Source organism: Alkalibacter rhizosphaerae, from assembly GCF_017352215.1.
In the GTDB taxonomy this organism is placed as follows: Bacteria; Bacillota; Clostridia; order Eubacteriales; family Alkalibacteraceae; genus Alkalibacter; species Alkalibacter rhizosphaerae.
In genome coordinates this window covers 1,686,996-1,709,079 of sequence record NZ_CP071444.1, presented here as the reverse complement: position 1 = coordinate 1,709,079, position 22,084 = coordinate 1,686,996, and the positions used below count along the sequence as shown (strand labels likewise).

General features: G+C 47.2%; 20 protein-coding genes and 1 pseudogene. 8 read left to right on the top strand and 13 right to left on the bottom strand.

Annotated features, from left to right (window positions below; all coding sequences use genetic code 11):
- Window positions 1–64: 64 nt before the first annotated feature.
- On the bottom strand, window positions 65–1,039 hold the full coding sequence (locus tag J0B03_RS08540) for an NAD(P)H-dependent flavin oxidoreductase (RefSeq protein ID WP_207299199.1): 975 nt from the start codon (window positions 1,037–1,039) through the stop codon (window positions 65–67).
- 210 nt (window positions 1,040–1,249) lie between these two features.
- On the opposite strand from J0B03_RS08540, the gene J0B03_RS08535 reads away from it, so the two are divergent.
- The gene (locus tag J0B03_RS08535; protein ID WP_207299198.1) at window positions 1,250–2,635 is read left to right on the top strand and encodes a uroporphyrinogen decarboxylase/cobalamine-independent methonine synthase family protein; all 1,386 of its coding nucleotides are present in this window, start codon (window positions 1,250–1,252) and stop codon (window positions 2,633–2,635) included.
- A 62-nt stretch (window positions 2,636–2,697) separates the two neighbouring features.
- Here J0B03_RS08535 and J0B03_RS08530 read toward each other — a convergent pair.
- The 4 genes and pseudogenes from J0B03_RS08530 to J0B03_RS08515 all read right to left on the bottom strand — a co-directional run.
- A pseudogene (locus tag J0B03_RS08530) lies at window positions 2,698–3,054 on the bottom strand (DUF1475 family protein); the annotation flags it as partial.
- Window positions 3,055–3,078: 24 nt separating this feature from the next.
- Window positions 3,079–3,486: a (deoxy)nucleoside triphosphate pyrophosphohydrolase gene (locus J0B03_RS08525; protein WP_207299196.1), complete on the bottom strand. Its 408-nt coding sequence runs from the start codon at window positions 3,484–3,486 to the stop codon at window positions 3,079–3,081.
- A 92-nt stretch (window positions 3,487–3,578) separates the two neighbouring features.
- Complete coding sequence (locus tag J0B03_RS08520) at window positions 3,579–4,073, bottom strand: prolyl-tRNA synthetase associated domain-containing protein (protein ID WP_207299195.1); 495 nt, start codon at window positions 4,071–4,073, stop codon at window positions 3,579–3,581.
- Entirely contained in the window at window positions 4,070–5,749 is a 1,680-nt protein-coding gene (locus J0B03_RS08515; RefSeq protein ID WP_207299194.1) for a GGDEF domain-containing protein, read from the bottom strand. Before J0B03_RS08515 ends, J0B03_RS08520 begins: the two co-directional genes overlap by 4 nt.
- Before the next feature lie 204 nt (window positions 5,750–5,953).
- On the opposite strand from J0B03_RS08515, the gene J0B03_RS08510 reads away from it, so the two are divergent.
- The 6 genes from J0B03_RS08510 (at window position 5,954) to J0B03_RS08485 (ending at window position 12,388) form a co-directional block, all read left to right on the top strand.
- Window positions 5,954–6,973, top strand: coding sequence for a uroporphyrinogen decarboxylase family protein (locus J0B03_RS08510; protein ID WP_207299193.1), 1,020 nt, complete (start codon window positions 5,954–5,956; stop codon window positions 6,971–6,973).
- 9 nt (window positions 6,974–6,982) lie between these two features.
- Window positions 6,983–7,597 (top strand): GTP-binding protein, encoded by a 615-nt coding sequence (locus J0B03_RS08505; protein ID WP_207299192.1) that lies wholly within the window; start codon window positions 6,983–6,985, stop codon window positions 7,595–7,597.
- Window positions 7,597–8,013, top strand: coding sequence for a hypothetical protein (locus tag J0B03_RS08500; protein ID WP_207299191.1), 417 nt, complete (start codon window positions 7,597–7,599; stop codon window positions 8,011–8,013). Before J0B03_RS08505 ends, J0B03_RS08500 begins: the two co-directional genes overlap by 1 nt.
- Before the next feature lie 130 nt (window positions 8,014–8,143).
- Window positions 8,144–9,160 (top strand): hypothetical protein, encoded by a 1,017-nt coding sequence (locus J0B03_RS08495; protein WP_207299190.1) that lies wholly within the window; start codon window positions 8,144–8,146, stop codon window positions 9,158–9,160.
- Complete coding sequence (locus tag J0B03_RS08490) at window positions 9,147–10,238, top strand: radical SAM protein (protein WP_207299189.1); 1,092 nt, start codon at window positions 9,147–9,149, stop codon at window positions 10,236–10,238. The genes J0B03_RS08495 and J0B03_RS08490 overlap by 14 nt, the downstream gene beginning before the upstream one ends.
- Window positions 10,235–12,388 carry a hypothetical protein gene (locus tag J0B03_RS08485; RefSeq protein ID WP_207299188.1) on the top strand — a complete coding sequence of 718 codons (2,154 nt, stop codon included), beginning with the start codon at window positions 10,235–10,237 and terminating at the stop codon, window positions 12,386–12,388. The genes J0B03_RS08490 and J0B03_RS08485 overlap by 4 nt, the downstream gene beginning before the upstream one ends.
- Window positions 12,389–12,440: 52 nt before the next feature.
- Here the strand turns inward: J0B03_RS08485 and J0B03_RS08480 are convergent, their stop codons facing one another.
- From J0B03_RS08480 to J0B03_RS08450, 7 genes are all read right to left on the bottom strand, one after another.
- Complete coding sequence (locus J0B03_RS08480) at window positions 12,441–13,055, bottom strand: Maf family protein (RefSeq protein WP_207299187.1); 615 nt, start codon at window positions 13,053–13,055, stop codon at window positions 12,441–12,443.
- Between the two features lie 16 nt (window positions 13,056–13,071).
- Window positions 13,072–13,212 carry a DUF6019 family protein gene (locus J0B03_RS08475; protein ID WP_207299186.1) on the bottom strand — a complete coding sequence of 47 codons (141 nt, stop codon included), beginning with the start codon at window positions 13,210–13,212 and terminating at the stop codon, window positions 13,072–13,074.
- Between the two features lie 39 nt (window positions 13,213–13,251).
- Window positions 13,252–14,472 carry an SPASM domain-containing protein gene (locus J0B03_RS08470; RefSeq protein ID WP_207299185.1) on the bottom strand — a complete coding sequence of 407 codons (1,221 nt, stop codon included), beginning with the start codon at window positions 14,470–14,472 and terminating at the stop codon, window positions 13,252–13,254.
- A 144-nt stretch (window positions 14,473–14,616) separates the two neighbouring features.
- Window positions 14,617–16,404, bottom strand: a complete 1,788-nt coding sequence (locus J0B03_RS08465) for a DUF4153 domain-containing protein (RefSeq protein ID WP_207299184.1) — start codon at window positions 16,402–16,404, stop codon at window positions 14,617–14,619.
- A gap of 87 nt (window positions 16,405–16,491) precedes the next feature.
- Complete coding sequence (locus J0B03_RS08460; RefSeq protein WP_207299183.1) at window positions 16,492–17,109, bottom strand: cyclodeaminase/cyclohydrolase family protein; 618 nt, start codon at window positions 17,107–17,109, stop codon at window positions 16,492–16,494.
- Window positions 17,110–17,120: 11 nt separating this feature from the next.
- Window positions 17,121–17,687: a hypothetical protein gene (locus tag J0B03_RS08455; protein ID WP_207299182.1), complete on the bottom strand. Its 567-nt coding sequence runs from the start codon at window positions 17,685–17,687 to the stop codon at window positions 17,121–17,123.
- A gap of 97 nt (window positions 17,688–17,784) precedes the next feature.
- Window positions 17,785–18,405, bottom strand: coding sequence for an alpha/beta hydrolase (locus tag J0B03_RS08450; protein ID WP_207299181.1), 621 nt, complete (start codon window positions 18,403–18,405; stop codon window positions 17,785–17,787).
- A 72-nt stretch (window positions 18,406–18,477) separates the two neighbouring features.
- Here J0B03_RS08450 and J0B03_RS08445 point away from each other — a divergent pair, with 72 nt between their 5' ends.
- Window positions 18,478–18,699, top strand: a complete 222-nt coding sequence (locus J0B03_RS08445; protein WP_207299180.1) for a hypothetical protein — start codon at window positions 18,478–18,480, stop codon at window positions 18,697–18,699.
- Here J0B03_RS08445 and J0B03_RS08440 read toward each other — a convergent pair.
- Complete coding sequence (locus J0B03_RS08440) at window positions 18,694–21,858, bottom strand: PAS domain S-box protein (RefSeq protein ID WP_207299179.1); 3,165 nt, start codon at window positions 21,856–21,858, stop codon at window positions 18,694–18,696. The genes J0B03_RS08445 and J0B03_RS08440 overlap by 6 nt on opposite strands.
- Between the last annotated feature and the right edge of the window lie 226 nt (window positions 21,859–22,084).

Below are 22,084 nucleotides of genomic sequence, written 5' to 3'. Positions count from 1 at the left end.
GCATAGAAAAAGCGTCCCCTTTCACCCAGGGACGCTTTTTCGTTGGCTCATGGAGTACAAAGCCTTACATTAATGTGTATGTTTGTTTGAGGCATGCTTCCCATTCAACACAGAAATCTGCCACCAGTTCTTTTACCGGGCGGATCGAATGGATGAGACCGGCAACCTGTCCACTCAAGACCGCCCCGGCTTCTTCTACCTCTCCTTCTAAAGAAGCTATTCTCAAAGATCCTTCCGATGCTTCCATAAATAATGGAGCTGCTGCAACCTTTGTATTGGTTTCTTCAATTTCTACCAGACGTTTTGCTAAATTGTTATTGATCTGCCAGCTGGGTTCGCCTGTACAACTTCCACACGATATGATATCAATATCTTGCGCTTTAACGATGGCATTCTTTACATTTTCATGAACAGGACATTCAAAGGTAGCGACAAACGCTGTCCCCATTTCCACACCTTCCGCTCCAACGACCGTGCAAGCTGCGGCTTGAATTGGGATCGCGATGCCTCCCGAAGCGACGATGGGAACCGAAGAAATATTTTGGGTCACTTCCGCCAGAAGAACGCTTCCACTGATTTTTGCGCAATGTCCGCCACCTTCAACACCCTTTGCAATAATGACATCTGCTCCTGCTTTTTCTGCAACCAAAGCATCGGAAAGGCAATTGATTTTAGCAACTATTTTGCATCCTGCTGCGTGCAGGCGGTCATAATATTTTTTAGCCATATCATATTCCAATAGATTAAGTGTATCCACATATGCTACGGGAACCTTGTTATCAATGATCGCCTGACATCCTATTTCCAGCTGAGGACCAGGATCCAAGAATAAATTGGCTGCAAATGGTTTATCGGTTGCCTTCCTCACTTCTTCTACCTGTGCTGCTATAATATGCGCCGGCATAAAACCACTACCTAAAACTCCAAGTCCTCCAGCTTCCGAAACGGCAACTACTAATGGAGACATTGACGTCCATGCCATTGCTCCTTGTATTACGGGATACTCAATTCCGAGAATGTCACAAACTCGATTACTCATTTTTCATTTCCCCTTTTCAACGTTAGTTTGACTTAATTTTATCATTCGGTAAAAACGCAGTCTAATAGGATTCACTTATGAGTTCATAAGGTTCAGTTTTATGAAAAAATGGCATCGAAAAAGCAGTTCTTGGAACATAATCATCCAGGTTCAATAAGATAACTTAGATATGATATAATGAATCCATCTTATAAAATTTGGAGGTATCTCATGACCAATCCTGAAAGTACCGTCGAAGAACGCAAGCAAATTTACCGTGATTTTTACAACAACAAGCTGCCAAAACGTTTGCCCGTATCTGCATCCATACCCTATTCCATCCTTGCAGATCAGGGTGGACTGGATCCTGTTTCCTACCAGTATGATTTTAATATGCTGGCCGATTCAGCAGATACGTTATGCCAAAAAATCTATTCGGATTCCTGCCCCGTAGCGCCACCCAATCTGGTATTGACCAGACCGCCATCCTTTTATGAACTGCTCCACTCCAACAACTTCGTCATGAGCCAGACAGGACAAATGCAGCACCCGGAAGTGATGGGCATGGATGCTTCCGGTTATCCGGAACTCATCGAAAGAGGTTTCGATTATCTGGTGGAGGAAGTCGTTCCCAACCAACATCCCATGCTCTCCCTGGACGATCCCATCCAACGCTCTACCTACTTGGAAATGGCCAAAACGTCCTTGACCCAGGATACGGTAAACTTCCTTCCCATCTATGGCGGATTGGTGGAAAAGTACGGTTATTATCCTGGATCACCAAGAGGGTCCTTTGCGATTTCCGAAGCTCCAATGGACTTTGTTGCAGACCAGCTGCGAAGTTTCTCCGGCATCAGCAAGGACATTCGCCGGAATCCCACTCTGGTGCAAGAAGCCTGCGAAGCTGTTCTTCCCCTGGTTTTCAAATGGGGGCTTCCGGCACTAGCTCATCCGGAAGGCGGCTGCTTCCTGCCTCTGCACATGCCGACGTTCATGCGTGAAAAAGATTTTGTGGAACTTTACATGCCGACGTTCAAAAAACAACTGCAGCAATATGCGGCTCTTGGGATACGTCCCTCTATTTTCTGCGAAGACAATTGGATGCGCTATTTGGATATCCTCCTGGAAGAACTGCCTGCCGGAACCAAGATCCAGTTTGAGTACGGCGACCCAAAAATCATCAAAGAAAAGTTGGGTAAAAAATTCATTTTGACGGGCTTATTCCCGGTAAGCTCCCTGAAAATGGATACACCGGCGCAAATCGTGGACCGGGCCAAAGAGTTTTTGGACATCATGATGCCTGGAGGCGGATATCTCTTTGGATTTGACAAATCTCCTTTGGGACCAAAAGACGCCAACATTGAAACCTGGGCTGCCCTCAACAACTTCCTCAAAGACTACATGGTTTATGACAACCCCGGCGAATCCTTCGGGACTCCATTGAATTCGGAAGGGTTCCAACGCGACTTGGCTGTCGTACCAGATGTGAAATCAAAATACCTCTTTGACTGGGAAAGCCACATAGCCCGCTATCCACATGCGACAGATCACGCAAAGGCGAGATACGAAAGCATCAGCCACGACATCTTTGTCTCCTATATGAATCTGCTTATATGACAAACGAAAGCATATCACCCAGGGTGATATGCTTTCGTTCTTTATTGGATCTGTGTTTTTATTCACTTCGTAGGAACCAGACCCTCTTTTCGATGACCCAGGAAAAACCGTAACCAGTCTCCCTTGCTGGCATACAAATGAATGAAGACGTAGAGACTACCGGCAAAGAATCCCAAGATCATCATGGCTGCGATCCATACGATGGAGACGAATACACTTTTTTCCCGAAATGCGATCCAGCAGGAAAAGAGAACAAACCCCACATATAGATCCACCATGGAAACAATGCCCCATGGATTGGATAGGATCTCTCCACCGTCTACAAAAAAATCTCCCATGGCAAACCCTTGAATAAGGGCAGCTGTCATGGCCACTATGCCGATACCTGATATGATTTTTGCTGATTTCATGGATGTTCCACCACCTTGTCTTTTCTATGGATGTTATTTACCCGATAGTAAGCGACTCAATCGTTCCACCACCGGCCAGTCTGCCTGGGCCCAGTCCAAGGTCTCCAACCGATCAACACCCACCCATTGGTGGGAATGGTGTTCCTTCCGATGGAAAGTCCGATCCGTCATGTTATGAACATAGCAGTGCATCACCAAACGGAAGTCTGGATACTGATGTTCCACGGTGGTCAAAAATTCGCCCGGAGTTATTGTCACGTCCAGTTCCATCTCCTCCATCAGCTCTCGTTCCAAGGCTTCTTCCCGGCTTTCGCCCGGTTCCAGCTTCCCACCGGGAAACTCGTATTTGTAGGACAGGTAATCGTAGCGTCCCTCTTTTCGCTGCATGCACAGAACTTCTCCGCCTTCCATCAAGATAGCTGCAACCACTTCCACGTCCATAGCAAATCCTCCTGATCCCATTTTCTTTCATTATATCAAACAATGCGGTTCCCAAAGAAAAAACTCCCTGCATAAGGACAGAGAGTTTGATCTTAAAGTTCATCCAATATGGTCACCGGATTGCCATGATCCTTGATGAGTTTCAATAGATCCTCATAGGCGATCCACAAAGTGGCCATGTTGTCGTTGGGATGGACTCCCAATCTGTTTTGCCCCACCAGATCTCCATCCAGGATCACTTCCACGGTCCGATCCTCATTATTTATGACACCAAGGGGCGTCACAGCTCCCTTGGTCAAATCCAAGTGCTTTTTCAACCGGTCTTCTGAAGCAAAACTCAACTTGCTGCATCCGATTCTTTCCTGCAAGCCTTTCAGATCCGCCTGCTTGTCCTTGGCCAGAACAACGAGGAAATGTCGTTTCCCTTTAGCATCCCTCAAGAAAAGATTCTTAACGACACAGCCCCGGCCACTGATCCCAAGATCGTCCATTTCATCTATGGTAAATACCGGGGGGTGTTCTTCCCATTCCACCTGGATCCCCAAACGTTCCAGTACATCAAAAACTTTCTGTCTGCTTTCCGTCATTTTCCTCCTCCTAATGAACCTTTTAATTTTCTTTTGTCTTTATACATCAGCTGATCCACCCGATGATAGAAATCCCGAAATCCTTCGTTCTTGTCAGCCCAGTAGATATCGCTGCCTATGGCCACTTCCACCGAGTAGGGTTGCCAGTCCTTCAATCCCTTCAATTGCTCCTGTAATGCTGTCAGATGCTCCTGGTACAATTCTTCCTCTGTTTGCTGCATCAAGCAGGCAAACTCATCCCCACCAAGCCGATAGATCTCCCCATAACTGCCAAATGAACTTTCCAGCAATTGATGGCAGGTTTTGATCAATCGGTCTCCCTGGGCATGACCAAAAGTATCGTTGATGGCCTTCAAATTATTGATGTCCAAAAACACCAGCCGGAAATTCTGGTCCGGATTTTCCGCCACCATTTGTTCTGCGTCTCTTTCAAATGCGGTTCTATTTTTACCGCCGGTAAGGATATCCATATAGGCGATCTTCTGCAATACGATCCGCTCTTTTTCCTTGCTCACCAGTTCGTTGAAGTTCAAGAGGGAGTCCCTTCCCAACATGACGAAAAACATCACCACCGCCAATCGACTGTAGGCCGATATGTATTCATAGCGACCAATGAAAAATTGGACGACTTCCAGCAAAACAACGATCATGAACACGGAGAAATAGGACAAGATCTTTTTGGCATCGGCGTTCTTATATTTGAAGCCTTCCCAAATCAGCATTCCCGCCACCGCCAGGGCCCCTGCTGCCATCAGGGCGTTGTTTACCTTGATGGTCGTAAACAAACTGGCTACACCCGTCACCTGGAGAAGCAAATTTACTCCGCATTCTGCAAAGAAGAAGAGGGCCATGGCCAGGGCATATTTTTGATAACGCCGCAAGACTCCATTTTTTAAAAACATGAGAAAAAATCCGGGCATCAAAGCCAGCATGATATAGCTGATCCCACCGACAAAGAACCAGTTTCCCGTGATCAACTGCATCAGCTTGGCTTCAGAGAAAACCCAAACACTGGTACTCAGTGCAAACAATCCCAGGTATAGAAACTGGTTCTCCCGATAGTTTTTCATGAAAAATGCAGCAAAGATGGCAATGATCCCAAAGATCAACAACAGTAACGTTAGAAAGATCCCGGATATCTGTGTTTCCAACAAATTATAAAGAAGGCTGTCCCCTTCTCCAAAGGCCACCTCGTTGATCCAACCTGCAAAGGCTTCTTCCCTTGCCACCCACTCCATGGTCAAGGTTTTTCCGTCCAGATCTTCCGGCAAGTTGACGAAATGCCACAAGCTGGCATTGGGGATCTCATAGAGATCATTTTCCGGCTTGATGCTCTTAAAAATCAACTGACCGTCCAGATATACAAAAACGTCCTGCATGGAGGCCCGTATCCGCATCATGGACCCAGCAGTGTTTTCTTCCGAGAAAGTAAAGCTGGAGTAATATCTCTCTCCAACAGAAGCTTCCAATTGGTGAGGCAGTGTTACTTCCTCCCACTGGGAGTCTTCCGTCGCCACCTTCCATCCTTCGTTTTGTTCAAAATAGGAGCTTTGGCCCAGCCGCAGGTTTGTTTCCGAACAGCAACGATCCAAAAAAAGCAAAACGATCATAAATCCCAAAATGGCAAAGAGCACCCAGTTTGTTTTGTGCTGTGGTTTTTCTTGTCGACGAGTCATCTGGCTCCCCCTTTTCTGAATATCTTTTATTATATGTCAAAACTTTTTTAACGTCACGGAAAAACAACGATTGCTCCATATTTCAAATTATCAATCTTATTTAATTTTATATTATTTTCTGTTTTTTTTAATTATAATATATGATATACTAATTTCAAAGTAATTTTTAGCATTAGAAAAAACTCGATCACAAGGAGGTCAACAATGTCAGCACACTTAACACCTAAAGAGAACTTTTTGAGAGTAGCCAAAGGAGAAACCCCGGAATGGGTCCCCGTATCCCCTTTTGGCGGACCTGGTATGGAACCTTTGATGTCTATGGCAGACCCAAAGATCCTTGGAAGTTTCCGAGGGCCGGGCGGCGGTGTAGATCCATGGGGTGTCACATTTGTTACCGGCGACGACATCGATTTTGCAGCATTGCCGAAACCCAATGATTTTATTCTTACAGATGTAACCAAGTGGAGAGATGTCATAAAGGCACCGGACTACACCGGTTTTGATTGGGAAGCCGCTGCAAGGGAAGACCGGGCAAAATACGTGAAAGATCCGGATCAAACCGCATTCGTTATTGCCGGTTATGCCGACTTGTTCCAACAGTTTATCGGTTTCATGGGCTTTACGGAAGGCCTGTGCGCCATCTATGAAGAAACGGAAGAAGTGGAAGAACTGCTGGATTATATGCTGGAGCACTCCTTATATATTACAAAAAATGTGTTGCAATACTACAAACCGGAAGGCTATTATCTGCTGGATGATACCGCATCCAAACTGCAGCCTTTCATCTCTCCAAGACTCTTTGAGGAGATCTTTGTTCCGCGCTACAAGCAGTGTTTGGATCTGGTGCGGGAAGAAAATGTGCCCATTTTCTACCACAACTGCGGCCGTTGCGAAGATTTGATCCCTTCCATGGTGGATATCGGCGTCAATGTCTGGGATCCGGCTCAGATCGAAAACGATTTGGTTGCCATAAAGAATAAGTATGGGAAAAAATTGGCCATCAACGGCGGATTCGAGTACCGCATGCCGATTACATGGCCCAACGTGGACGAGGAAGAAGTCCGTCAACAAGTAAGAGACACCTTTGATAGACTGGCTGGAGACGGCGGATTCATTTTCAGCGGCGGCGTTACTTCCCTGGATTATTTTGATCCGGACGTTCAACGGGTCGGCGGTTGGATCCGCGATGAAGCTAAGAAATTGAGCAAAGTCGTATACAAATAAGGTGAGATCATGAAAATCATTATCCTGGGAGGTTTCCTGGGTTCCGGAAAAACCAGCGTCATGCTGCAAATAGCAAAACACATCATTGGAGACGATCCTGTTGATTCCTCTCAAGTGGTCATTATTGAAAACGAGATCGGAGAGATCAGCGTGGACGGAAAGATGTTTGCATCCGGCGGATACGAAGTAGCCAACATGTTCTCAGGATGTGTGTGCTGCACCATGTCCGGAGAACTGGTAGTCGGGCTTTATAACGTCATACGAGATTTCCATCCCCAATTCATCTTGTTGGAAGGGACCGGCGTCGCCTATCCGGATAACATCCGAACCACCATCTTGGAGTCCATGCCGGACATGCCCATCCAGGTAACATGTGTTGTAGATTCCAAACGATGGATGAGACTGGTCCGTCCCATGGAAATGCTGTTGAAAGACCAGCTGACCAACGCAGATGTCATCCTCTTGAACAAAACCGATGCCATTGAAGCCGATGTATTAAACGAGGTGGAAACCTCCGTACGGACCTTCAACGATAGGGCGACCTTTTATGCCGTCAGTGCCAACCAGACCATTCCTGCAAGTGTTTTAGAAGAGATCACCGGTATCACCAGGGAGGTGGAATAATGGCCCATTCTCAGCAATGCACATGCGGTTTGGAGGGTCATGACCACGATCACCAGCATACTCATGATCACGAGGAACACAAAGGCTCATTCGTTTCCGTTTCCACCCACGATCAAAGCATAGTGGGGACCTACCGTTTTGAACTCCTGAGATCCTACGAGGAAGGCAGCACACTTCTGTCCGGATTACTGAAGGATGCGGGTGAAAAAGTTACTGCAGCCGGCGGGATCATTGGACACATAAAAGCCCACATGACCAGTGTGGAAAAAGGTTGCGTCATCTCTGTCACCGATGAAGAATCGGATCTGCGGCCAACGTACCACAATGTGTGCAACGTGGAAGGAGTGGCCATCGTCTTTGGCATCACCACCGAGGAGTTGGAAGATATCCTGCTGGAATCACTGCCTATCGCATAAAAATAGATCCAGTTTCGCATTTGCGAGCTGGATTTTTTTATTTTTTGATTTTTATGTGGCATTCCTGTTAACTTTTGGGGTATATTTAGGACAAATATAAGTCAACTATTTAACAAAAGGCGGTGGACCAATGGGCAAAAACGGAAGAACCAATCGGAACGATCCCATCGAAGATGTGATCTATTATGAAAACATTCCCATCACAATCGGCGATTTTGGCGAAGAAGTGGACATTTCCCAAATGCACCAAAGCGAGATTACTGAGTCTTCTCGCAGTATGGAACAGGAAACCTACGATTTTGAAAGTGCTCCTGACTTGGACACCCAAAACATAAAAACCAGGTATCCAAACGGCATCAAGGATGCATTCCTTTCTTATTTCAAACGCAACGGAATCTTGTTGTCCATCCTGTTTTTTCTTTGGTTGATTTTGGGAGTGGATTATTCCTTTTCCACATATCGAATTCCTGTCATCGGTTCCATCTTATCCTTTTTCAATCGGGAACCCTTGGGCTCGGTCCTTCGATACATTACGGCAACTCGAAACGGTCCCATGAGTTTCGGAGATTTCATGCCTCCTACTTTGGCTGGTTATATCGCCGCTTTTGTTGGAAAACCCTTGTATATCCTTTCTTTGTCCGGCATCATCCTTCCCATATTTGCCGGCATAATGAAGAAAAACAGAAAGTTTTCCATCCCCTACTCCAATAACTGGATGGTATTCAAGGACAGTCTTCACCAAATTCCGGGAAAACTGCATCATTTGGGTCTAGTTTTGCTTGGATCCGGATTTGCTTTCATTTTCAGCAACTTGATCACAAGAAACGGTAAATTTGACAAGAGCTTTCTGCCTATTCTTCTGGCTTTTGTGGTTTTTGCAGGATTGAGCGGTCCATTGCCAGCCTTGATCGATTATCTGGTTCGAAAATTCTTGAGCTTGTTCCTTAAGTTGATCCCAACTGGTCTGGATGATTCCTTTCAGAAGATGGCATTGCTAAAAACGGGTTTGCTAGCAGGGTTATTGCTCAGTGTGGCCACAGGCAACATCGCCGAACAGGCAAATTACGGGATCGGATCGGTATTGTTGATCGCTGGAGCAGTTCTTTCCTTATTTTCAAAAAAGGAGAAGCATCATGAGTCTTCTTAGGATTTTTGATCAAAATGGGTTTGTTTCTTCATTTGAAACAACCAACGGCGATTATTTTCGAAGTGGAATATTGAATGCTCATGGAGAAGACACTGGCGTTGATCCCTTTATGGCTTCCTTTCCCCATTTACTGGACATCGGGATCATGGGTCATTGCACCCATGGACTGGAAGGCCGCTGTCAGCAAGCCGGAACCCAATGCTATCAAATGGGTGCCAGCGTAAAACAACCGAACATGACCCTGGAAGACTACAGCAAGATCATCCAACAATGTCGGGGCAAAGTCTACCAAGTTGCGCTTGGAGGACGGGGGGATCCGGACATGCATGAATCGTTTCATGAGATCTTGTCCCTGACCCGGGAAGCGGATATCGTCCCCAACCTTACTACATCCGGCTATGGACTGACATCCGACAACGCTGATGCCATTGCCGCCTATTGCGGCGCAGCTGCCGTCAGCTACTATAAAACAACCTACATGGAAAGAGCAATCGATATGCTGGCTTCTAGAGGGGTAACGACCAATCTTCATTTTGTCCTGGGCAACAACAGCATTGACGAGGCCATCCGCATGCTCTCCACAAACACCATCCCTCCAGGCATTGACCGGGTGGTATTTTTGCTGCATAAACCGGTGGGCTATGGCACCCTGGAACGAGTCTTGCAAAAGAATGATCCCAGGGTCCCGCAATTCTTTCATTTGCTGACCCAGCCTGACATTGCTTCCAAAACCGGCTTTGATTCCTGCTGTGTTCCAGGGATCGTTACTTTTGCCAAGGATGTTTCTCCGGAAACTTTTGATTCCTGTGAATCTGGAAGATTTTCCGCCTACATTGGTCCGGACCTTGTCATGCGTCCCTGCAGCTTCGATCAAACAGGATCCTATGATGTGGATTTGAAACAACATGGCATCCAAGAAGGATGGTTCGGCCAGGCCTTTGATTCCTTCCGCCGACATGCCATGACTGCCTGCCCCGATTGCACCGATCGTAGCATGTGCATGGGTGGATGTCCCATATGCCCGGAAATCAATCTATGCCATAACATAAAACCTGATATAAGGAGGTCCGCACAGTGAAAATCAGAAAAGGGTTTGTAACCAACTCCAGCTCCACAAATTTCGGTACCATGCTGGTATCATCACTCGGTTCTGTTGGGATCGCATCCATCCTCAACGTATTGAATACGGATTTTCAAGCCAAGAAGAAATCCTACGTCCGCTTGGTCGTGGAAGCACCCAGCTCCCGTTTTGTGCTTCCAGGCGATCTGGTTCCATTGAGAGCCCACGTGGTAAAGGTAGACATTGAAGACGGCGTGATTCTGGGAGAACCGACCATCGTCGCCGAAGCGTCCATTGACTGCGTCACCGGCTGTGATTTGGTGGAATCGTCAGGATCTGATCACTACATCACTACCAATGATTCTTTGTTGAAGAACTCTTCCGGGCAGATCCGTTTTGAAATTTCTGCACTATACGAAGGACAAGTCATGAAAGCCAACGTGGATTTTTCATTGGCGATTTTTACCATCGATCCTCAGGAAGGTGTTTTTGTCACCAACCTGAAAAACGAAGAACCGTTGATCATCCAGTGCAGCGTCCCCGTCCAGTTCAATTATGCCTTCGATCCAAATTTGCTGGAAACGGAAAAGGTCCTGGAATCCGAAAGAAAATTGGAGCTCAAACTGATCGAAAACATCACAGAGCCCAAAGATCTTTTCAACAAGTTCAGCTGTCGCGTGAAAAAGAATTATACTCTGGAAGCCAACATGAACGGCTATGTGGCACAACAACCATACTCCGCCTTGTTTCTCAACGAGTGCATCCTGGTTCCAAAACAGCTGAAGGAGCCCATCGTCATTAAATGCTACAAGGACGAAGAAGCCAACAAGCGGACGGAGAAGTCCTTTGTTTTACCCATCAAAGTATTGAAATATGATGAAAAAAAGAAAAATCTCCAAACGGATGCAGACTTGTCCAACAGCCTGCAATTCGAATTTTATGCCAAGTCTCAACAAGGTCATTTGACCAATGAAGCAGCACAACAAGTGGTGGAAAAAGCACAGTTGACTGCAGAACTGCTGCCTGATGATGGAGCTGCCGATGCCAAACGTCCTTACGCCCGTTATCGGATCTATGCCAATGCATTGGCAGAAGCTGAGTTGGACAAACTGGAGATTTTCATCCGGATCATCAGCAATGGGGAAAATATCGAAGAGATCCAGCTGGACGGCATTCTTCTTCCCCGCATCGATTTAAAGGGCTTGATTCGACAATTCATCCAATACCCCCTGGGAACTCTGGCCGGTCAGCATTTGATCCTGGGAAACGTAGATACCTACATGGGTGCCCTTGATTATCTGTCCGATATAGAGATGATCAAAAGCGGCGACCCCAAATATCACCCCGGAAAAAACATCATGTACCTTTATGAGATCCCCGAGAGCCTGGAATCTTTCAAAAAGGTCCAGACCATCTACCACGAACTTGCCCATGTCATTGAAGAAATGAATGGGGACGAGAGCAAATCCAAAGCCTGGGATGAGCGCCATTCCTACTTCATGCAGTACATGAGCGATGTAGCTTTTCTTTTGGCAAAGCTGGAACGTGGAGCCGTTTCCGACATCCAGGCAACCATTGGAGAAGCTATCGAAAACTATCACGAGATCTATTTCAATTGGGCCAATGAAGAAGAAAAAGCAAATACAGGGGAGATCAACAGCTGGTTCGGTGCCCGATGCCCCACTCCTCACAAGATTTTTGACAAATACCTGAACTTTCCCACCTTTTGCAACACCAACCACATATCCGATGATTTGAAGGATAAAATCGCCCAGTTATTTGCCAAGCACTATTTTCCAGGCAATATCATGGGACGTTGGAGAGAAAATGGCGGGTTGTTTGACGGCACCACTTGGAGAATTTCCTGGAATCGGGGATTTTTAAACAAACTCATACCGGAAGTCAAAGGATATGCTTTTACAGAAACCTCCAGACGGTGGGTCGGCGGAAACCAGTTGAAGTTGGAAATCGATTATTTTGTCATCCGCGACAGCGACAAAGACGAAGACGACCTCACTGCCGTTTTGGACGCAGGACCATTTCAGCCGGATGACCCCAACTATCCCAGTATACAAACCATAAAATTGACTTGGAAAGCCAACCGCACCCTCAGTGAATGCATCCTGGGCGATCATCGAGACAAGGAGTATACCCTTACTCGGATATGAATTATATGAAAAAGGACGTCTCTCCGGTTTATCCAACCCTGGAGACGTCCTTTCACTTTCCCTTCTTCATCTGATCCATGACTTTATTGAGTTTGGCTACCGGCAAACCCACCACATTGAAATAATCCCCGTCGATCCAGTCCACCCACAATCCGGCGGTTTCCTGGATCCCATATCCTCCAGCCTTGTCCATGGGATGTCCATCTTTCACATAGCCTTCGACTTCTCTTTCCATCTGTTCGTCCCAGGGAAGAAAGCACACCTTGGTTTGTGAAATAAAGACATCTTCATTACCATTCCAGCAGACGGCAACGCCTGTCATCACCCGGTGGATCTGACCTGCCAGGGAGCGGATCATTTCAAATGCTTCTGCGTTGTTCTCCGGCTTTCCCAGGACCTTGCCTTCGTGGACCACCACCGTATCGGCACCGATCACCATGGCCTGTGGAAAGCGCCTTGCCACTTGCCTGGCTTTTTCCAAAGACAGCTGCTTCACCAGCATCTCAACCTTTTCTTCAAAAGAATTTGGGCTGTCTTTGAAGATCTTTTCTTCCATTGCTTTTTCATCCACGTGGGATGGGATCACTTCAAAGTTTTTTTGGATCAGAGCCAGCAGCTCCCGCCTTCGGGGAGAACCGCTGGCCAGGATCAATTTCTTCTCGTTCATTTTATCCCCTCGATCCCTACCGCAACCGTTCTTCTTCTCTTGTTTCCCGAATGGCGTTCTTTACCGCCAGCTTGATGATGAAATACAAGATCGCCAAAGGGATCAGAGACAATACCAAGTAAAATACGACGACAAACAAACTTCCGAATCCAAACATGATCAACACCCTTTCTCTATTTTTTTGTGAGTCGATTTTTTAAGGACACTGGGCGAAACCTTCCGCCCACATGCAGGCGCCGCAGGTGGGAAATTCATTGCCATAGCAATCTTCCATATTTTCTTCTGCATAGGTGCAATGGCCGCAGGTGGGACACGGAGAAAAGGCAAACTCCTTCACTTTGTTGCGAAAGGCAGCATATTCCGGATCCGTCCATATTTCCATGAAAGATCTTTCCTTCACATTGCCGTAAGAACAATGGTAAATGGTCCTTTCCATGCCCTGCAGGTAGGTCTTGTTGGTATGGAGCAGGGCCAAACAGGGGCTTACTTCTCCGTCCCATCGGACAAAAACGCTGTCGGACTCTATAAAGGGACAAAATCGGTTTCTCCGCAAGATCCTGTCTTTTCCCATCTGCAGATCCACCTTCTGCCGCATCAAATCCTTCAACGTTTCAGCAGGAATGTCTTCAAAATCCATAATGGGAAGATTCAACAACATGAAGGGCATGTTGTTGGGGTCTTCCTTGTGGAGATCGCAGGCCAGAGATTTTTGGTAAAGCACTTCTGACTCCATGTCTGCCGTATAGGGGATCAGATTGGAGACCTTGACCTCCTCCACATTGGAGACCCTTGCCATTTCCACCACCTCCGGCAACATGTGGATGTTGGACTTGGTGGCGACAAAGGAGATCCCCAGCTGAGCATAAGGATTGCTTTGGGTCTTCTTCTGCTGAAAGGTCTGCAGCATTTTTTTCGTTCGCTGAAACCCGTTGGCACCGGTGGTTTTTTCTTCGCTGTCCATGTGCTGGGAATCCAAGGAGATCCACAGCTTGTCCAAGCCCGCATCCAGCAAGGCTGTTATGTTCTTTTCATGGAGCATGCTGCCGTTGCTGATCAATTCCACGGAAAGGTGCAGCTCCTTCGCCAACCGGACCATTTCGATGATCCTGGGATGGCTCATAGGTTCCGCCACCCCGCCGAAAAAGATGCATTCCAAATCTCGGTTTTCTTCCACATCTTTCAGGAGTTTGGTATAGACTTCCATGGTCATGTCTCCCATGGGTTCATCGATCCAGGTATGCCTTGGACACATGTCACAATGGAGGTTGCATCTGGCCGTGGGCTCCACGTAGAGCTTGCGCATGTGTTGTCCGTCCAGCACCTCCCTTTGCGGCGGTCGCTTTTTCTTCATTTGTTCTGTCACTTTGGGATCTTCTCTTCGATACCGCAGCAATTCGGGATCAAAACCCAATTTCATATCAGCCAACCTCCCAGCTGTATATTTAATGCATTTTATTTTATCATGTTTGGCAGGTTTTCCCTACCTAAACTGAAAGAAAATCCGGAGATCCGGATTTTCTTCATCGCTGCATCTAAATTTCTTGTTTCATGATCTCTTTTCTTACTCTTTGATATCGATCAATGCATTGAACTCGCTGTTGATGGACCATTCCTCCGAATCCCGACCGGTAGGATACATTTCATAAGACTCTATGATCACTTTTAAATCGGCACCGTTTCCAACCGCTTCAAAAGTCGCTTCCTCGTTGGTCAGACCTTTTCGCATCTCTTCCATATCCTCTATGGCGTCAAATCGGACAAACACCTGGTTGAAGTCGAAAGATGCCAAAATGTTTCCTGCCTCGTCCTTCAAGATCAGGTTGTGGACATCCCCCTCGATGGCCCAATCCAATTCGTAGGTGTTCCCCTGATGTACGATTTGTACGGCATCTGTTAAATTCTCTTTCGGATTTTCCCCAAAGTATCGCATATGGGCCAACCCGTCGTATCCGCTGATGTCGATGGCCGTTTCCTGATTTCGATAAAAGGTTCGATACATCTTTCCGTCGTTGTAGAAATCATCCCACTTGAAACCAAAGGTCCGTTCGAAATTGTTGTAGTAGTTGAAATTCGGCCCCAACCAGGATACATCTTCCGTATAGCCCATGCGCCAGATGTACTCCGTGATATTGATGATCATGTCCTTGTCATCATTGGGAAGATCCGCTTTTGGGACGATCTCTCCGTCAACCAGCATGTCGTTTCTTTCAAGGACCTGTTCCAGCGTTCCGATCTGGTTTCGCCTGCTGACGCCGAATGCATCCACCGGCGGGATCGTGGACAGGAGACTGAATGCCATAAAAACCATGGCGATGATGCTGGACTTGGTCGGTTTTAAAAAACTGAAGACCACTCCTGCCACCGCTGCAAAGACCCCGTACATGATCACATAATATCGGCTATGGGTCAAACCCACGTCCCCGATCTTCAGCACGGAGGCCACCAGTTGAAGCACAACCAAAGGAATGAGGACCTTTGGAAAGACCTTGCGAAACAAGGTAGCAAATCGATTGGTCAAATTGGCGGACAGGAACATGATGACGATGACCACGATGGAATAGGACACCAGCATGGGTTCGATCAAGTTCTCCGACCAGAACTCTCCCCTAAGATTCAATCCGATATACAAGACCAAGATCACAGTGAAGATGGATACCAGCGGGATCAAGATGTTGGAGATCAGGATCTCCAAAAACCTGGGGCAAGCTACCGTCCGATCCACGATTTCCTCTTCCGCCGTCCAGTAATTGGGGATCAGCGACAGAAAATAGATCGGGGCAAACAAGCTGAAGACGATGTTGGCCGTATGGGCATACAGCATTTCGTCTACGGAGAACAGCAACAGGTCCACCGCTCCAATGATGATGGCCAACCCGGCAAAGATGACGCCGGAAAAGAACCCGGCGATGAAAAACGCCTTGAAGGCACCCAAGAAGGACTGGTTGAAATTAACCTTGCCTTTTAAGGATGGAACCAGGATGATGGCAATGATGATGGCAGACAGCAAGGCCGCTGTCCGCACCACGATCTCCATCCCAAACTGGGGCGCACCCCAGATGATCCACAGATATCCGCCAGTCAACACTGCAGAAACAGCACTTAAAATCCACCGTTTTGCAGTCGACCCATCAATTTTTTCATAAATGACCTGACCCAATGTGGCCAAAAAAGCACCGACAATGAATGCGGCAAACAACTTGTTGTGGGTCGTTTCCAAGATGGTGGCATCTTCGATGGCCATGGCATTGACGATCGCCGCAGCCAGCAAAAAAGCAAGAGTCAAGGGATAACGGCCGACGGCCTTTGCCAGGCCTCTGCCTGCTTTGGTAAAACGTTCGCTCCATTTCATGATGATCTCTCCCATCGATATACTTCTATGTAAGTATATACCCCTAGTGGAATACCTACATAGCTACAAGGTGTAAATTTTTTGTCTTTATTTTCGCCGGTCGGGCAGCATCCCTTTGACCCTGTTCATAATCTTCTCATAGAAGCGGGATGCTTTCTCTTCGGCTTCCGCCAACTGTTTGCCCACCTTGCCTGGATAATCACCATAAACCATCAGCCCCAGATTGATCCTTGTGGCCACCACTGCAGCTTGGACCGCTCCATGGAGCAGGGTCCCGCTTCCAGCCAGATCCCCCTGCACTTTGACGAAGCAATCCGGTTGGACCTGATCCAACAGTTCCAGTAGTGCCAGGCTTTCCATGGCGATATCCACCAAAGGTGTCGTCCCGGTCAGCAGGGCCTCGTCGTAGGCGGCTGGATCCGTTTTCTTTAAAGATGCGGATTTCACATACACGTTGTAGCCTTCCATGTCTTTGGTGGCCAGTTCCAGAAGCGTTTCTCCTCCACTCTTCATCCGTTCCAGATTGGCATCTCCATTTGGTGTCTGGGGGTCTTTCTTTAATGTTGCCCTCCAGGACATCTCCAACAAAGAGGCTCCCATGGCTGCTCCTACAGCAACGGCACTGCCGCTGGCCGGACCCGGAAAAACCGGTTGGGCTATCTTTTCCATCAATTCCTTCACCCGCAACTCTTCAATGCGATACATGTGAACTCCTTTCAATCCAGGGAAGCAAAAGCTTCCCGACAACGGCGCAAAAACCCAAGCACCACAAATACATACACAACATTAAATACGATAATGGCAAGGATATAAAGAAGGGCCAGGGGCGGTACAAGGATCAGCAACAAGGCCAAAATAACGGCAAACTGCAGAAACAGATACTGCTTCCAGCGCTTTTGGGCCTCCTGGGCCAGATCAACATATCCATTTTGTTCCGACATCTCCTTGATCCCCATGAAGATGCGGTAGATCAACAACAGGGAAACGAAAAAACCGATAAATCCAAGAAAGGCTCCGAATCCGCCCAGGGGATGCTGGGCATAGCTGACACCACCCTGGTTGTTGGGCTGTTCATATAAATACACGATGGACAGGAAGATCATGGCCATGTTGAGATTGATGGAACGGCGAAAAAAATCGCTTTGCTCTGCCAACACTTTCAGGGCGGATACAAAGAACAGGTATCCGATCACATCCGGAAGAATATCCCAACCGCTGATCCGAAAATCCAACAAAACAAGTAAAAAACCCCAAAACAAACGCTTAAATGCTTCTGTCACCATATATAAATTCCTCCTCCGTTTTTAATCCGCTTTTAATCCGCTGTATTTTTGATCCACTCCACCACTTTTTCCATGACCGGTCCTCCATGGGGACTGGTCAAGACTCCGTGGCCCCTTTGGAAAAATAGGCGATGGATTTTTGACGGCTGGAAACTTTTCGATAGATGTATTCCGGACTTTTCAGCCCCACCGTATCGTCGTCCTTGGTTTGAACCACCAACAGGGGACAATGGATGGAACCAAAACGCTTTTTGGTTTTTTGCAGCATGCGGTGAAATTCCAGCATGGCATGGACCGGGGAATTTTTCTTGGCCTCCAGATATCGCTTCGTATTTCTTACGGAACGTTTTTTTACATCCTCCATCAAATTTTCGACGACTTGGGGTAGATTCCAAAAATCCACCGGTGTATTGATGGTGATCAAGGCCTTGAATCGACGGTCAACGGACAGGTTGGTGGCGATCAGTCCACCCATGGAAAATCCGATGACCACAACCTCTTCCGCAGGAACCTCCGTTTGTTCCAATGCTACCCTGGCAGAATCGATCCATTGGTCATATTTGACCCTGGCCAAGTGATCCGGAATATCCTCATGGCCTGCAAGAACAGGGCAGGAAACCTGATAGCCTTCGTTTTCCAACAGTTGACGCAAGGGACCCGCTTCCTGAGGGCCTCCACCAAACCCGTGGAGAAACAATACATGTCGATTGTGATCCATTTTCATCCTCCTATAGTCATCTGATACGTCCTATGTTACACTATACCATATCAAAGGAGGTGCCGGATACCAATGAAGAAAATCGACCCGATATGGACCAACATCGTCTTTTATGCAAGTCTGATCATGGGGCTTTTTACCTTATACAGCATCTACATATCTCGCAGAGGGCTTCCCCCGGGAGCCTGTCCTGTGGAAAGCCATACAGAAAAAATAGCCATCACCATCGTTTTGGCAGTAGGCTATTTCATCATGACATTCTTTACGAAAGCGCCGCCGAAAAAAGAATCATGACAATACGTCTTTCACAAAAACATCTACGATCGTTGGATCAAATTGGGAGCCGGCGCATCGGACCAACTCGGCAATGGCCTCTTCCTTTGTCTTTGGCACATGATAGGATCGATTGGCAGTCATGGCTTCATAAGCATCGGCCACAGCAATGATCCTGGCGTTTTTCGGAATTTCCTGTCCCTTGAGACCTTCCGGATAGCCTTGCCCGTCCATCCGTTCGTGATGGTATAACACGTCTTCTGCTAAAACAGCGTATTCATCCACGGATTTCAGGATCTGATAGCTGATCTCCGGGTGTCTTTTCACGATTTCAAACTCTTCTTCCGTCAATGGGCCCGGTTTGTTCAACAGTTCCGGCGGCACCATGATCTTTCCGATGTCATGAAGCACTCCTGCCGTTTTGATGTCCTGGATCTCCTTTTCCGAAAAATCCATTTTTCTTGCAATGGCTTCGCAATACTGGGAAACCCGTTCTGTATGGACTTGCTCTTTATCGTATTTCAAGTTGATGTTTTTCAACACCACCTCGATGGTTTGGCTTCTCATGGTTTTTCCGTACTTGAGCTTGTCCTTGTACATGTTGTTGTCTGCCAGGGTCATCACCGATCCCATGCTTTGCTCCATGTTTTCTTTCGTTGCATGACCAACCGCCAGGGAGACGATCACCGAATCCAGTTTGATGGTAGTGGACGCTTCCATGATCCTTCGTTTGATGCTTTTTGCCTGTTCATCCGTTGTACTCGGCAGGAGTATGACAAACTCGTCTCCACCCATTCTTCCCAGGATGTCGTCCGCCCTGCAAACCTCCTTGAGCAGCCCACCCACTTTCTGGAGCAGTAGGTCTCCCATCCGATGACCAAAGGCATCGTTGGTCAGTTTCAAGCCGTTGACGTCTACTGCCATGACGGTGAAGGGCAAATTCCGCTGTGCGTCCAGTCGTCGAATGGAATCTTCCATATACCGCCGATTGTACAGTCCTGTCAAGTGGTCGTGAAAACTCAAATATTCGATCTCTCGAATTTTTTCCCGTTTGTCGGAAAAATCCCGGAAAACGATGACCACGCCGGTGGTTCTGCCCTTTATATCCGTAATGGGGGCTGCGCTGTCCTCAATAGGGATCTCTTTTCCATCTTTGGCGATCAAAATGGTATGATTGGCCAGTTCGATGATCTCTCCGATCTCCAATACCCTCTCCACCGGGTTCTCGCATATTTCTCTCGTGTATTCGTTGATGATATGGAATACCTCTTCAAATCGTTTCCCTTGCGCTTCCTGCTGGGTCCATCCAGTCAGTTCTTCCGCAATGGGGTTCATGACTTGAATGCGACCGTGATTGTCTGTAGAGATGACCGCATCTCCAACGGACAGAAGGGTGGTGCGAAACTGTTCTTTTTCTTTATACAGGTTTTCTTCCAACTTCCTGCGGTGTGTGCTGTCGACAAAAGTGACGACCGCTCCCACCAGTTCGCCGTGTCGATACTGAGGATACGAGTAATACTCCACGTCGAAAGATGTATTGTCCTTTCTCCAGAATACTTCGTCCGTCACGTGGACTCCCCGGCCTTCTTCTACGGCGATGCGGATTCGACATTCATCCAAGGGCATCAGGTGTCCTTGCCTGGTACGATAATGGATCGCCTCATGGATGTTGGTCCCCAGCAATGCCCCTTCCTCTTCATAACCCAGAAATTCCAGAGCGCTGCGATTGATGAAAGTACATCGGCCTTCCAGATCCATGCCGTAAATGCCTTCCGCTGTTGAATCCAGCAGCAACTGCAGCTGCTCTTCTCCGCTTTTTTGTTGAACGGCATTCCATACGCCATTCATCAAAACCGTCACCTGATCCACATCCAAGGCATCATAGTCCGTTTCTTTGTTGGCCAATCCAATGGTCGCCACGATCTTGCCCTTAAAATAAATGGGGACGGTCATGAAATTCTTCATGATCACATGTCCTTCAGGGAGGCCTTTTTTCATGAGACCAGGTGCTTGGTAGTCATTGTCGATGATGGCCCGCTGTTGTCGGACCGCTTCCCCCCACAACCCGGTTTTAGTCAGTTCGTATATGGTCTGGACCTCTGCAGTCTTACAGGCCTCCATCACATCGTCAGACCAAGTGTTCATCTCAAAAATTTCTTTTTCTTCGTCATACTGAAAGATATAGCCAAATCGGCTCCCCGTCAGTTCCATGGCTCGGTCCAAAACATATTTCAATTGTTCCCGGGTGTCCGAAAAGGATTTTGTGAACACGTCCACCAAGATGGCGTTGCGCATCAATGTACGCTCCCGCTCCGTATGATGGTTTCGCTCTTCTGTCACGTCTTCCACATAGGCACCTACACCTGTGTTATCGTTCATGAGCTGTATGGGAAATTTATTGATTTTATAGATTCGATCGTTCCATTGGACATCCTGCTCGTGGCGTCGTTTTTCCGTCAACACGATTTCATCCGTTTTTCGTCGCAGGTCTGCAAACTCCTTACTGGTGATCTCCTGGTCTTCCTTCCCGATCAAGTCTTCTTCCGGGATCCCGTAAAAGTGTTCCATGGCGGTATTGACAAACAGGTAGCGCAGATTCTCATCTTTCAGGTAGATCAATCGATCGTCGGCATCTATAAACGCTTTTCGCAGTTCGTTGAAGTTTTCGATCTCCTTCGTCTTCATCAACAAATCCTTGTGATTTTTCCGCCATCGAAAGGCATAAAACAGGCTCAAGACCAAAACCAACGCCAATCCGGCAATAATGGCGAATTCCATCCGACGATTTTCTGCTTCCAGCATGGTTCTTGGGGTGATGTCATGAATGATGGAATACAAAATCCGTTGTCCTTTGTAAACAAAGGGATAGGAGTACACTTCCACCGTTTTTATGTCTCCAGAGGCCACCTGGTGTTGAAATACAAAGAAGTTTCGCTCTTCTTCCAAGGCTTTTTCCATTTCTTCTGCGGTTTCTGCAGAGGACAAGGTATTGATGTCGTTGATATTCATGATAGCAAGTTCATCCACGGCATATCCGTAAAATTTAGATGCCGCTTCGTTGGCATGCAAAATTTGTCCCGTGTCGGGGTCAATAAGCAACATGGCGGAACCGTGACCATGGAACATGGCGTCAAAGTCCATTTCCACGGACTGGGCCGACACTCCGGGTTTTGTATTCAATATCATCCAAATCGCGAGAACTATCATTGCCAAAACTCGACTGCGTTTGTGCATACTTTCCTCCATTTGCAAACTAGATTTAGTATTTGAAATATACATTATCAAAAGTATCACAATTGAACCGGCAAAACAATGCCTTCCTGCAAAAGAACTCCCCCGTGGATAAAAATCACCCCACCTTTTGACAATTGTGCTAAAATAGAGGAAATATTCACCAATCCTTATA